Annotated in this window: 15 protein-coding genes and 1 other annotated feature; all 15 genes read right to left on the bottom strand. The window is 35.6% G+C overall.

The genetic code is table 11. From position 1 onward, the window contains the following. Nucleotides 1-157 precede the first annotated feature (157 nt). Nucleotides 158-1483, bottom strand: a complete 1326-nt coding sequence (locus NYE52_RS08470) for a solute carrier family 23 protein (protein ID WP_341192670.1) — start codon at nt 1481-1483, stop codon at nt 158-160. Nucleotides 1484-1662: 179 nt separating this feature from the next. Continuing rightward, nucleotides 1663-2205 (bottom strand): bifunctional pyr operon transcriptional regulator/uracil phosphoribosyltransferase PyrR, encoded by a 543-nt coding sequence (gene pyrR / locus NYE52_RS08465; RefSeq protein WP_341192669.1) that lies wholly within the window; start codon nt 2203-2205, stop codon nt 1663-1665. A gap of 198 nt (nt 2206-2403) precedes the next feature. Then, complete coding sequence (locus tag NYE52_RS08460) at nt 2404-3315, bottom strand: RluA family pseudouridine synthase (RefSeq protein WP_341192668.1); 912 nt, start codon at nt 3313-3315, stop codon at nt 2404-2406. Next, the gene (lspA, locus tag NYE52_RS08455) at nt 3284-3781 is read right to left on the bottom strand and encodes a signal peptidase II (protein ID WP_445669142.1); all 498 of its coding nucleotides are present in this window, start codon (nt 3779-3781) and stop codon (nt 3284-3286) included. The genes NYE52_RS08460 and lspA overlap by 32 nt, the downstream gene beginning before the upstream one ends. A 106-nt stretch (nt 3782-3887) precedes the next feature. Further along, entirely contained in the window at nt 3888-4169 is a 282-nt protein-coding gene (locus NYE52_RS08450; RefSeq protein ID WP_341192666.1) for a hypothetical protein, read from the bottom strand. Between the two features lie 319 nt (nt 4170-4488). Beyond that, nucleotides 4489-7248, bottom strand: coding sequence for an isoleucine--tRNA ligase (gene ileS / locus NYE52_RS08445; RefSeq protein WP_341192665.1), 2760 nt, complete (start codon nt 7246-7248; stop codon nt 4489-4491). A gap of 125 nt (nt 7249-7373) precedes the next feature. Continuing rightward, nucleotides 7374-7603 (bottom strand) — a binding site (T-box leader). Between the two features lie 58 nt (nt 7604-7661). Further along, a complete protein-coding gene (locus NYE52_RS08440) occupies nt 7662-8159 on the bottom strand; it encodes a DivIVA domain-containing protein (RefSeq protein ID WP_341192664.1) in 498 nt (165 codons plus the stop codon). 201 nt (nt 8160-8360) lie between these two features. Then, nucleotides 8361-9134: a YlmH family RNA-binding protein gene (locus tag NYE52_RS08435; protein WP_341192663.1), complete on the bottom strand. Its 774-nt coding sequence runs from the start codon at nt 9132-9134 to the stop codon at nt 8361-8363. A 53-nt stretch (nt 9135-9187) separates the two neighbouring features. After that, nucleotides 9188-9451, bottom strand: coding sequence for a YggT family protein (locus NYE52_RS08430; protein WP_031534325.1), 264 nt, complete (start codon nt 9449-9451; stop codon nt 9188-9190). Nucleotides 9452-9457: 6 nt separating this feature from the next. Then, on the bottom strand, nt 9458-9937 hold the full coding sequence (locus NYE52_RS08425; protein WP_341192662.1) for a cell division protein SepF: 480 nt from the start codon (nt 9935-9937) through the stop codon (nt 9458-9460). 12 nt (nt 9938-9949) lie between these two features. After that, the gene (locus NYE52_RS08420) at nt 9950-10627 is read right to left on the bottom strand and encodes a YggS family pyridoxal phosphate-dependent enzyme (RefSeq protein WP_341192661.1); all 678 of its coding nucleotides are present in this window, start codon (nt 10625-10627) and stop codon (nt 9950-9952) included. Further along, nucleotides 10611-11453, bottom strand: a complete 843-nt coding sequence (gene pgeF / locus NYE52_RS08415) for a peptidoglycan editing factor PgeF (RefSeq protein WP_341192660.1) — start codon at nt 11451-11453, stop codon at nt 10611-10613. Before pgeF ends, NYE52_RS08420 begins: the two co-directional genes overlap by 17 nt. A 165-nt stretch (nt 11454-11618) precedes the next feature. Then, nucleotides 11619-11756, bottom strand: a complete 138-nt coding sequence (locus NYE52_RS08410) for a hypothetical protein (RefSeq protein WP_341192659.1) — start codon at nt 11754-11756, stop codon at nt 11619-11621. Nucleotides 11757-11897: 141 nt separating this feature from the next. Continuing rightward, the gene (gene sigG, locus NYE52_RS08405) at nt 11898-12677 is read right to left on the bottom strand and encodes an RNA polymerase sporulation sigma factor SigG (protein ID WP_016201020.1); all 780 of its coding nucleotides are present in this window, start codon (nt 12675-12677) and stop codon (nt 11898-11900) included. Nucleotides 12678-12827: 150 nt separating this feature from the next. Beyond that, nucleotides 12828-13547, bottom strand: a complete 720-nt coding sequence (gene sigE, locus NYE52_RS08400) for an RNA polymerase sporulation sigma factor SigE (protein WP_341192658.1) — start codon at nt 13545-13547, stop codon at nt 12828-12830. Nucleotides 13548-13589: the final 42 nt, after the last annotated feature.

The raw sequence follows: 13589 nt of genomic DNA, 5'->3' as shown, positions 1-13589 counted from the left end.
TTGCTACTTTTTTTCTAAAAAAACGCCCTAACAACTTGTTAGGGCGTCAAAAAGTTTGATTCTGCGTAGATTTAGGCAAAGTGAACCTAGCACATACAATCTATGCATCATTTTTGGCACCCTTATAAGTCTCTCTGTACTTGTTTAAAAGGTGTTACTATTTAGTTTCGTCTACGGCAATTGCCTCTTCAAATAAATCTTCTTTTACTTTTTCTCTACCTGGCAATACTAGATTTAAGATAATTCCTAGGATTGCGGCAAATGCCATTCCTTCTAATTTAAAGTTTTCTCCCATATGAATGGAGAAGCCTCCGATTCCTGTTACTAGGATGACTGATGCAATGACTAAATTGCGATTTTTATTGAAGTCAATCTTTGCTTCTACAATGATTCTTAAACCTGAGGAAGCGATGATTCCGAATAGAAGGATCGATACTCCTCCCATTACCGGTGTTGGGATGGATTGAATCAATGCTGCGATTTTGCCAATAAATCCAAACCCGATTGCAAGTACTGCCGCTCCTGCTAATACATAAACGCTGTATACTCTTGTGATAGCTAATACTCCGATGTTCTCTCCATACGTTGTTTTGGCAGGGCCACCCATTAATGCGGAGAGAATGGTTGCTGTTCCATCACCTAAAATACTTCTGTGTAACCCAGGATCTTTAATATAATCTTTGCCAACAACTTTACTTAATACAAGCTGATGACCAATATGCTCTGTTAATGTAACAATTGCAACTGGTACAAATATTGTTAGTAAGGCAAGATTAACTGATACTGGATAATCTACAAATGGGAAGATGAAATCTGGCATTGCAAACCATTTCGCATCCAGAACACCTTGGAAGTTAACAACACCTACTAGTAAGGCATATACATAACCAACAATTATTCCTGCTAAGATTGGGATGAAGCTAAATACTCCTTTGCCAAACATGGTGAAAAGTATTGTCGCTAGTAAGGTTACTAGCGCAACAGAGATATAAAGCAAGCTATATTCTTGATTTTCACTACCATTATTTACATACATTGCTTGCCCTACTGCTGTGGAAGCTAATGCTAGCCCGATAACCATGATTACTGGTCCAACAACAATCGGCGGTAGGATATTCATAATCCAACGATAACCAGCTTTTTTGATGATTAAGGATACGATGCCGTATACAATCCCGGCTATAAATGTTCCAATCATGGCTGCCCCTATACCTCCACCAGGCATTGTCTTCGCAGCTATTACTGGTGCGATAAAGGCGAAGGATGATCCTAAGTAGGCCGGAACCTTAAATTGCGTAATGATTAAGAATGCGAGTGTACCTACACCACTTGAGACTAAAGCAACCGCAGGGTTCATTTCTATTAAGAATGGTACTAACACTGTTGCACCAAACATAGCGAATAAATGCTGTAAGCTTAACGTTACCCACTGAAGGGCACTTGGCTTGTCTTTAATTCCTAATAAGGGTTTTGTTTCGTTCATTGCTGTCTCCTCTTTCTGTTTAAAAAAATTACTTGTATAATTGCTATTAATATCCCCTATTACATAAATAAAACCCCTTTTCAGCGCAGCTGAAAAGGGGTTTTATACAGGCTTAAAGAAACCTGATGAAAAAAACTCCCCTTCTCAGCCTCACAGGACTGCTATTAAAAGGGCTCTATTTAATTTTCAAAAATATTCACTTCATCATATCCATCCACTTCAGTAAGTTCTACCACAATTTTCTCTGAGCTGGAAGTAGGAATGTTTTTTCCAACATAATCAGCTCTTATTGGTAGTTCTCTATGACCTCTGTCCACTAAGACTGCAAGCTGTATAGATGCAGGTCTTCCCATATCCATCAGTGCATCCATGCCGGCGCGAACCGTTCTTCCTGTATATAAGACATCATCTACAAGAATAACTTTTAATCCTTGAATGTCTGTTGGAATATCTGAGCCTTTCACTAATGGCTCCTCATTTTTCGTCTTTTTCGATAAATCATCTCGATATAAAGTAATATCCAATTCACCAACTTCAATTGGTTTTCCTTCAATTTGTGCAATTTTCTCTGCTAGGCGATTGGCGATATAGATGCCTCTTGTTCGAATTCCAACAAGTATGCAATTCTCAATCCCCTTATTTTTCTCGATGATTTCATGAGCAATTCTTGTTAATGCTCGTCTTATTGCTTGATCGTCTAGTACAAGTGCCTTTTGTGACATCTCGCTCACCATCCATGCTGTGATTCAATCATATTTTCTAAAAAAAAATATCCCCTCACCCTTTTAGATGAGAGGATAGACGTATACCAATATAGCTATTGCTTAAAATAGCTAGGATCCGTTTCCTTCTCAACCTCACGGGATTGATTTAAAGGACTTATTCAACTAACGTTATCTTAATATAAAATTAAAAGCGTGTCAACGATTATTTCGTAATGTATCTAGAAGATTCTCATAGTCTTTAGGAAGTGGTGCTTCAAACTCTAAATATTCCCCTGTGCGTGGATGTTCAAATCCTAGTATTCCTGCATGCAGTGCCTGACCGCCGATATCCAATGTTTTTCTTGGTCCATATTTAGGATCTCCTACAAGTGGATAGCCAATATACTTCATATGCACACGAATTTGATGGGTACGTCCAGTCTCTAATTGGCATTCAATATAGGTGTATCCATCGATTCTTTCTAATACATGGAAATGAGTAACAGCATGCTTGCCCTTATCTAATACCGTCATACTTTGTCTATCTTTCGTATCACGACCAATTGGCGCCTCAATCGTTCCATAATCATGTGGGATAGAACCATGTACTAAAGCTTTATATTTTCTCGTTACTGTTTTTGCCACTAACTGATTAACAAGACTTTCATGTGCAGCATCATTTTTAGCAACCATTAAAAGCCCAGATGTATCTTTATCGATTCGATGAACAATTCCTGGTCTCATTACACCATTTATACCAGAAAGATCTTTACAATGTGCCATTAAGCCATTTACTAATGTGCCCGTTACATGACCTGGTGCTGGGTGTACAACCATTCCTTTTGGTTTATTTACTACGATAACATCACTATCTTCATAATAAATATCTAAATCCATTTCTTCAGCTTCGACATCTAATTCGATAGCATCTGGTACTTCAATTTCGACTACATCATTTAAAACACCTTTATACTTTGTTTTTACCGTTTGTCCATTAACCGTAACATGACCGTCTTTTATCCATTGTTGAACCTGTGTTCTCGACCAATCACTGTTAATCGTAGAAACGATTTTGTCGATTCGTTCATTTACTTGTTCACTCTGAATGATATGTTCCTTTTTTTCCATGTTTCTTCTCCTTCTTTGCGTCTCTATCCTCCTTCAGCATAACTAGGATTAATAAAATAACTCCAATTACTAAAGATGAGTCTGCAATATTAAATATTGGGAAATCATAATTAAAGATATACGTATTGATAAAGTCTACTACATATTGATGGCGCGCGCGGTCAATAAAATTGCCGATTGCCCCCCCTAAAATAAGACCAAGAGAAACACCATAAAGAATTTTCCCTTTCGTACCTGTCTGAATTAAATAAATCAATCCAATTACAACGATAACAGTGATAATATAGAAGAACACCATTTGATTCTCAAGCATTCCCCAAGCTGCACCACTATTACGATGGGATGTCAGATAGAAAAAATCTTTTATTACTTCGATACTTTCTCCAAGTTCCATATTTTTTACAACTAACCATTTCGTCCATTGATCAAGAATAATAATTATAGCTGCAATTATGTAATAAAACACTAAAGTTTCCTCCAATTCTCGAGTCTCCTTTAGCATTTTAGCATAAACCAGATGAAAACGATAGCTTGGTTAATTATTTTAAATGCAAGCTATATATCATCACCTTCTAATGAATGGACTTTCTATAATAGGATTGAATACTATTTATATCCTCTTTCGATCGAATCGTTGGAATCATTTCCAACAAATCAACAGGCAGTAATTCACCTGACATTTCGCACATTCCATAATTACCATTTTCTAATTTTTGCATTGTTTCTTCTACATCTCTTAATTCTTCTTCAATGTATTTATTGATTTTCGAGTCTCTTTTCACTCTTAATGTTGTTGCTAATTCGATTTGTGTCATACGGAGTTCTGTATAAAGCTTTTCAATAGTTGAATTCAATTCCATTACCTCCGTTTCTTTAATTATCTTTAGCATTTCCATTGAAGAAGACAAAAAACGATTAAAGATTTAACAGGCATAACAACTATTAACGGAGGTGGTATTATTTCTCTTTATTACGTATGTATAAAAAATTCCACCTGCATCAAGATAATAGACGGACATTACTTTCACGCTATGTATTCATTAATTCTTCTTTTCCTTTCCCAATAAAAGGCTTTTACAAAACTTTTTTCCTTTAATTTTTTTGTTTTAAACTATCTTTTAAAAGCAAAAAACCGATAAACTAATGAAAGTTTATCGGCTTCATAAGTGTTTCTTAATAATTTTCTTCTACTACAAGTGCGCATCTTTTACATAGTGTTGGATGTGCTTTTACTGTGCCAACGTCTGTTGTAACAGTCCAGCATCTTTCACATGTTTCACCATCTGCTTTTGATACTACGATTGCAGCATTTTCTAGCTTTAATGCCTCTTCTGGTGCACTATTATATTCACCAGCAATTTCAAATCCTGATACGATAAATAATTGCTGTAAGTTTTCTTGAATAGAATTTAGTAGTGTACCTACTTCTTCATTCACATACAAAGTAACTTTCGCAGCAAGAGATTTACCAATTACTTTTTGATTACGTGCTTCTTCTAATGCTTTAAGTACATCATCACGTACAACCAAGAATTTATTCCATTTTTCCTCTACCGCATCACTATTTTCAAATGTTCTGTATTCAGGGAAATCAGTTAACTGAACACTTTCCTCTTTTACAGAAGAAATATGATCCCATACCTCATCAGCAGTATGTGGTAAGATTGGTGCAACTAGCTTCGTTAAGCTCATTAAGCTTTCGTAAAGAACGGTTTGAATCGCTCTTCTTTCTTTATTATTTGTTGCTTCAATGTAAAGAACATCTTTTGAGAAATCAAGATAGAATGAACTTAAATCTAATGTACAGAAATTATTAATATTATGATAAATAGTAGAGAATTCATATTTATCATAGGATTCTGTCACAGATTTAATAAGCTTATTTAACTTGATCATCATAAATTGATCCACTTCACGTAATTCTGCGTAAGCAAGTGCATCTGTTTCTGGGTTAAAATCAGCTAGGTTACCTAATAAGAAACGGAAAGTATTTCTGATTTTACGATATCCTTCTGTTACTTGTTTTAAAATAGCATCAGATACACGTACATCTGCTTGGAAGTCTACAGAAGCTACCCATAAGCGTAAAATATCAGCACCTAATTGGTTCATGACTTTTGCAGGAACCATCACATTTCCTAGTGATTTACTCATCTTACGTCCTTCTCCATCTAACACGAAACCATGGCTTAAAACAGCTTTATAAGGTGCTTTACCTGTTACTGCTACGCCTGTAGATAAAGAAGAGTTAAACCAACCGCGATATTGGTCAGATCCTTCTAAATAAAGATCTGCTGGACGTTGTAAATCATCTCTTTCTAACAATACTGCTTGATGAGATGATCCTGAATCAAACCATACATCCATGATATCTGTTTCTTTTGTAAATTCGCCATTCGGGCTGCCAGGATGTGTAAATCCTTCAGGCAATAATTCCTTAGCCGATTTTTCAAACCAAATATTTGAACCATTCTCTCTAAATAAATGAGAGATATGCTCAATTGTTTCATCCGTAATAATGCTCTCGCCATTTTCAGCATAGAATACAGGAATTGGCACACCCCATGCCCGTTGTCTAGAAATACACCAGTCACCGCGATCACGAACCATATTATACAATCTTGTTTCACCCCATGCAGGTACCCACTGTGTTTCTTTAACTGCATCCAATAGTTCATTTCTAAAGTCTTTAATAGAAGCAAACCATTGTGCTGTTGCACGGAAAATAACTGGTTTTTTCGTTCTCCAGTCATGTGGATAAGAGTGTGTAATAAATTGAAGCTTTAATAATGCGCCAACCTCTTCAAGCTTTTCTGTAATTGGCTTATTTGCCTTATCATAGAATAGTCCTTCAAAGCCAGGAGCCTCTTCTGTCATAACCCCTTTATCATCAACAGGACATAGTACTTCTAATCCATATTTTTGACCAACTAGGAAGTCATCTTCCCCGTGTCCTGGTGCCGTATGAACACAGCCAGTACCAGCATCTGTTGTTACATGTTCTCCTAGCATTACTAAAGAATCACGGCCATAAATTGGGTGTGTGGCTAAAATATACTCTAGCTCCGCACCTTTCACTTCTTGAACAACATTCGCCTCTTCCCAGCCAATTTCCGTTTTAACACTTTCTAGTAAGTCTTGGGCAACTAAATATCGATTTCCTTTTTCTTCCACAACAACATACGTTAATGTAGGATGAACGGAAATACCTAAGTTAGCAGGAATTGTCCAAGGAGTAGTTGTCCAAATTACGATTTGTACATCTTCTGCTAAAACACCTTTACCATCCTTGACTTTAAATCCAACAAAAATAGATGCCGACTTTTTGTCTTTATATTCAATTTCTGCTTCTGCTAGAGCTGATTCACTTGTTGGAGACCAATATACAGGCTTCTTCCCTTTATAGATATAGCCTTTTTTCGCCATTTCTCCAAACACTTTAATTTGCTGTGCTTCATAAGCAGGCTTTAACGTAATATAAGGATTTTCCCAATCCCCACGAACACCTAAGCGCTTAAACTGTTCTCTTTGACTGTCAATTTGCTCTAAAGCATATTCTTCACATAATTTACGAAATTCTGCAATCGTCATTTCTTTTCGTTTAACGCCTTTATTCGTTAAAGCTTGTTCGATTGGAAGACCATGTGTATCCCAACCAGGCACATATGGTGCTTGGAATCCAGTCATGGATTTATAACGGACAATAAAGTCTTTTAAAATTTTGTTCAAAGCATGCCCAATATGTATATCACCATTTGCATATGGGGGTCCATCATGAAGAACAAACATTGGACGTCCTTTTGTACGGTTTTGTACTTTTTCGTAAATATTCATTTCTTTCCATTTCGCTTGCATATCAGGCTCGCGATTTGGTAAATTCCCTCTCATCGGAAAGGCTGTTTTTGGCATAAGCAACGTATCTTTATATTCCATTTTCTTCCTCCAACACATTTTATCTTTATTTCATCATGTAAGCTTCTATATATTCAGTATTCTATTATAGACATAACTGCTTTTTTAGAATCAGTATACACAGCAAAAAACCTTCTCATCCCCACGAAAGGGACGAGAAGGTTTTTAAAGGTTCCCGCGGTACCACCCTTATAGATAAAAGAAACTCTTATCCACTTAGACATTTATTAACGGCAATGAACCGCCTCTTCTTACTACTATTTCAGAAAAGGACTCCAGGGTGATTTTCAATTTCCAACTTATATCAGGCTTACACCATCCCTGATTCGCTACTTTAAGTTTTCTGGAAATCTACTATCCCTATCAACGCTACATGAATATATATTTGTGGAAAATTATATTGCATCATTCCATCATTCGTCAAGACTTGGGAGTTATTTTGTTGAATTTAATTCGGATGCATCTAATTCATATTCTAACAAATGATCCCAATCATCATTATTCAGCATATCTAATTGTGCTTCAATTAGCATTTTGAATCGAGTACGGAATACTTTTGATTGCTTTTTCAATTCTTCAATTTCAAGGGCAATCTTTCTTGCTTTCGATAATGATTCATTTACAATGCGATCAGCATTTTTTTCTGCTTCTTTTATAATTAGTTTTGCTTCTTTTTGTGCATTACGTTTAACTTCCTCGGCAGCTTCCTGTGCTACTACAATGGATTTATTTAACGTTTCTTCAATTGTATTATAGTGGCCGATACGATCAGTTAACTCGTTTAATCTTTCTTCTAGTTCTTTTTTCTCACGGATAATATTTTCATAATCTTTAATTACCTGGTCAAGAAATTCATTTACTTCATCTTCATCATAACCGCGGAAGCCTTTGGCAAATTCCTTGTTATGAATATCTAACGGCGTTAATGGCATAATGCCACCTCCCAAACTTCAATTTCTTTATGTATCATCCTTATTTCGACAGTATTACCGAATTTCCTGCATTATTTTTAAAAAATAAGAAGAAACATGAAAAATAATGCTGCTAAAAAATATTGTATCATATATATTCAATAAAAAAACTATGTTTTTTGTTTGATTTGAAATTACACAGCTATTCTTCCCTCTTATTATCTACTTCAATTTACCTACCACAATTCGCCATTTATCTTTTTTGGTTCTACCTTCCATGGATTTAATGGTAGCTCTTCCTTCTCCCCGAACGGAAAATACATCTCCTTCTTCACATATAAATGCAACATTCTCAATTAAAGTAAAATTCACTTTTACTAATCCTTGCGTAATATATGTTTTTGCCTTTTCCCTTGAAAAATTATAAATAGCTGCAATTAGTGTATCGAGGCGCAGAGAGGAAACGGTCGTAGTGATTTCTGTCCAATGCTCTTCTTTAAAAATAAGTTTATCTAAAGAAACAGCTGAAAGGCTTATCTTTGCTTTCCCGATCGATTCAAGCTGAAGTCTTACATAATCCTCTACTTCTGCCGCAACAACAAATTGAATTTCCCCATCCACAACCAAAATATCACCGAATTTATTACGATTTAATCCAAGAGACATTAAGCTTCCTAAAACATGTGGATGTTCAATGGTGACAAATTTCTTTGGATAATTAACTTCTAGTAAAGATAAGTTAAAATCCTCTTTATCTGCTTCGTAATATTCAGGATAGAGGAGGGCGCGTTTTCTTTCTGCCTGTTCATATCCACCAAAAAACTGAAATTTCACTTCCTGATGCTCACCAATAATCATACTGAGTACTTTTTGTTCCCTTGGATCCAAAAAATCGGATAATTTCGGGGAATAGGTATTTTCGACATAGCTTCGCCAATTTTCTACTTGATCGATAAACTCTCTTTCTTCTGGGCGAAAGTGTTGATAGATTGACATGTTTTTTAGCTCCTTTTTTGCATAGAAAAAGGGCTATATTAGCCCTCTTAAACTTATATAAACCACATTCCTAATTGTTGAATTCCCATTCCAGCAAGGTTTAAAACAAAGATAGCAACAATTGGTGAAATATCTAGCATACCAATTGGTGGAATAACCCTTCTGAAAACTTCTAAGTATGGTTCACATACTTTAGCAAGAAAAACACCAATAGATGTTTCACGAGCACTCGGAATCCAAGACATTAGAATGTAAATAATTAATGCATAGGAGTAATACTGTAATAATTTAGCTAATACTAAAATAATAAATGTCATTCGTTGTTACCACCTCGTATTTTCGTATTCTGCATCCTGCAGGATTTGGGATATATTCCCTGAAACTTCTACATTATCTGGAGTGCATAGGAATATGTCTGTACCAATTTTTTGAATATCTCCACCAATCGCATATACAGTTCCACTCAAGAAATCTACTATGCGTTTCCCTTGGTCCTTTTCAATTCGCTGTAAATTCACAACCACAGCACGGCGGTTTTTTAACTGATCCGCAATATCCTGTGCTTCTGCATAAACCCGTGGCTCAACCAAAAATACTTTAGATGATTTTTGTATGCTCTGTAAGCTAACAACATTTTGGTTATTTTTCGGTTGTTGAATATGTTGATTGTGCTGAGTTTGCTGAACAGGCTGCTTATAATTTCTAGCAGGCTCGCTTGGCTCTTCTTGATATCTAGCTTGCTCTTCTTCGTAATCTTCATCTTCTAAAAAAAAGAACGTTTTTATTTTCGATTTTATACTCATTTCACTTGCCTCCTATTTCTCGCTTCCCACTAAAGCAGTTCCAATTCTTATCATTGTTGCTCCCTCTTCGATCGCAATGGAATAATCATTCGACATTCCCATAGAAAGCTCTGTACATGGAGCATATGGTAATTGTAATCCTATTACATTTTCTTGGATGCTTTTTAATTTTTGAAAGCATTGACGTAGAAATACTTTATCTTCCGTAAATGGTGCCATTGTCATTAATCCAACTACTTGAACATTTGGATATTCGGATAATTGTTTAACAAAATCAATTACTTCTTCCGGTTCCATTCCGTGCTTCGATTCTTCTTTCGAAACATTAACCTGTACAAAACACTTTATGGTACGATTCGCTCTTTTATGTATTTCTTTTGCCAAAGATAGTCGATCTAAAGAGTGAATATAGTCTACATAATCTATAATACCTTTTACTTTTCTCGTCTGCAATGATCCAATAAAATGCCAAATTGGCTTGTCCTGAAGAACCTCATACTTGGCCAATAAGCCTTCTTCTCGATTTTCACCTAGATGAACAATTCCCGCATTCAATGCTTCTTGCGCTCGCTCTATTGTAACATATTTTGTCACAGCAATAATTGTTACCTCTTCTGGATTCCGATTCCCTTTTTCACATGCATTTGCAATTTCTTGCTTTATTACTTCAAGATTATCTTTCACTAACATTTTCGTTTCCTTCTTCCTCTCTCCATCCAATATAACTCATCATTCTTCCCGTTTTTCCTTTATCTCTTCTGTGAGAGAAAAAATAAGTGTCATCTTCATAGGTACAGTAATTGGTTATAAAAATATTGCTTTCCAATATACCTTCTTCCAGCATAATCAGCTTATTTGCTTCCTGTAAATTCAGACTGTATTGCCCTTTAGAAACAGTCGCATATGGCTTTTCCTTAGAATGTATCGCCTTATCCATTTCATTAATAACTCGGTCGTCCACAATATAGTGACGATCTGTAATAGAAGGACCAATTACAGCCATTACCTCTTCCACCGGAATAGCATGAGAGGCAAACACTTTCATCATTTCCCTGGCAATGCCTTTTACCGTTCCTTGCCAGCCTGCATGCGCGATTCCAATCGCCTTTGTAGCTGGATGGATAAAATATAATGGAACACAATCAGCAAAGCATAATGTTAATAATATATTTTTTTCAAAAGTAAAAAAACCATCTGTATCTTTTAGTGCACTTTCATAATCTTTGGAACCCAATCCTCTATGCGCTTTTGTTACTTCTACAATATGGACTTTATGGGTTTGCTCTGCTCCAACCCATTGCTCCAAAGGAAAGGCTAATTCCCGTGCTACTTCATTACGATTGGCTACTACTGCTTCTTTTTGATCATTTACATGAAATGCCATATTTAAACTAGCATAATCGCCTTTACTATTCCCACCATTTTTTGTTGTGAAACCAACTAGTAGATTCGGAAACTGCTGCTCCCATAATTCAAGATTAAAAAACTGTTTATTTCCTAAAGTAAAAGGTTCCATACTCTAACCCCATCTTTTTGTTTTAGTTTACCATACGGACCTATAATTGGTCACAGAAAAACATGATTTTCTTTGGAAATATGGTTGCTTTTTATTAAAAATAAGCTGATTTGCTATTTTCTTATTCGTGAACTTGATGGAACGAGCTTTAGCGTTGCCTCTCTGTTACCGTTTTAGCATTTGCAGTCCATTTCCGGGCTCTGACACGGCTCCTCTATTACCTTTTCTACGTTTACTAAGCACTTTCGGGTACTGATACGGCTTCTCTGTTACCTTTTCAAACTCCAAAAGCCATATGGTCATTTGCGACCACTAAACTTCCTAAAAAACAATATCCACCGTAGCTTTTTTGATAAAAATTAAGATTTTTTTCATTCCAATAGAAAAGGCTAGACAGTCATTAAAGTATATATACTTTAAGAAGTCTAACCCGATATTCCTAATTTAGCTTTGGATATTTTTATTCATTTGTTTGATAGCAGCTTTTTCCAATCTTGAGACTTGCGCTTGTGAGATGCCGATTTCATCTGCAACTTCCATTTGTGTTTTCCCTTGGAAAAATCGCTTTCGCAAAATCAGTTTTTCTCGATCATTTAATCGGCGCATTCCTTCTTTTAAAGCCAATTCTTCCACCCATTGTATATCCTTATTTTTTTCATCACTTAATTGATCCATTACATAAATCGGATCTCCACCGTCATTATATATTGGTTCAAAAAGAGATACCGGGTCTTGAATGGCATCTAATGCAAAAACAATATCCTCATGTGGAATGTCTAACTCTTTGGCAATTTCCTCAGCTGTCGGTTCTTTTGATGTTTTGTTCATCAACCGTTCTCTGACCTGTAATGCCTTATAAGCAATGTCTCTCAGAGATCTGGAAACCCTAATTGGATTATTATCGCGTAGATAACGGCGAATTTCTCCAATAATCATTGGGACAGCATAGGTGGAAAACTTAACGTTTTGACTTAAATCAAAATTATCGATAGATTTCATTAGACCAATACAACCCACTTGAAATAAGTCATCAACGAATTCTCCTCGATTATTAAATCGTTGAATCACACTTAATACGAGGCGGAGATTTCCATTTACGAGACTTTCTCTTGCGGATATATCTCCCTCATGCATTTGCTTGAAGAGTAATCTCATTTCTTCGTTTTTCAACACTGGAAGCTTTGATGTATCAACACCGCAAATTTCTACTTTATTTCGAGTCAATCTATTTCCCTCCTCACAGGAGCTGCTGTACAAAAAACAGTATCTCCTTGAGAAGGAAAAATATGCATCAATAGAATTTTTGTTAAATTTCCAATTTACGCTAATTTCAATTGGAATTAAGTGGGACAAGGATTTAGATGCGAAAAATTTTTAAACCATTTTATTAAATTCTTTTTGTAGTCTCTTGATAATTCTTTTCTCTAATCGTGAAATATACGATTGTGAAATTCCAAGCATATCAGCAACATCTTTTTGGGTCTTTTCTTCGCCTGTACCTAAACCAAACCGCAATTCCATGATTTGTTTTTCCCTTTTGGAAAGCTGATGTAGGGCTTTTACTAATAGCTTCTTATCAACACTTGCATCTAAATCCTTCGTAATAATATCATCTTCTGTTCCCATCACATCTGAAAGAAGAAGTTCATTTCCATCCCAATCAATATTTAATGGTTCATCAAAAGAAACCTCTGAACGAATTTTATTATTTCTGCGCAAATACATTAATATTTCGTTTTCAATACATCTGGAGGCATAAGTGGCAAGCTTAATCTTTTTCTCTGGATTAAATGTATTTACCGCCTTAATCAAACCAATTGTACCAATACTAATTAGGTCTTCAATATTAATGCCTGTATTTTCAAACTTTCTTGCAATATAAACAACAAGACGTAAATTTCTTTCAATTAGCATCGATCGTGCTGCTTGATCCCCTTTTGGAAGTTTTTCTAAAAGAATTTCTTCTTCTTCTTTCGTTAACGGAGGAGGCAGTGCTTCACTTCCACCAATATAAAATACTTCGTCTGTTTTCAATCCAATTTTAATTAAAAATTTGTACCAATAATAAGATAAGCGAAGCTTCCATTTCTTCATGTGCATTTCCTCCTTCTAAACGATGATTTTCCTGAGTATAGT

The sequence above is a fragment of the Niallia sp. FSL W8-0635 genome, assembly GCF_038007965.1.
GTDB lineage: Bacteria > Bacillota > Bacilli > Bacillales > Cytobacillaceae > Niallia.
This window is presented reverse-complemented; position numbering and strand designations above follow the sequence as displayed.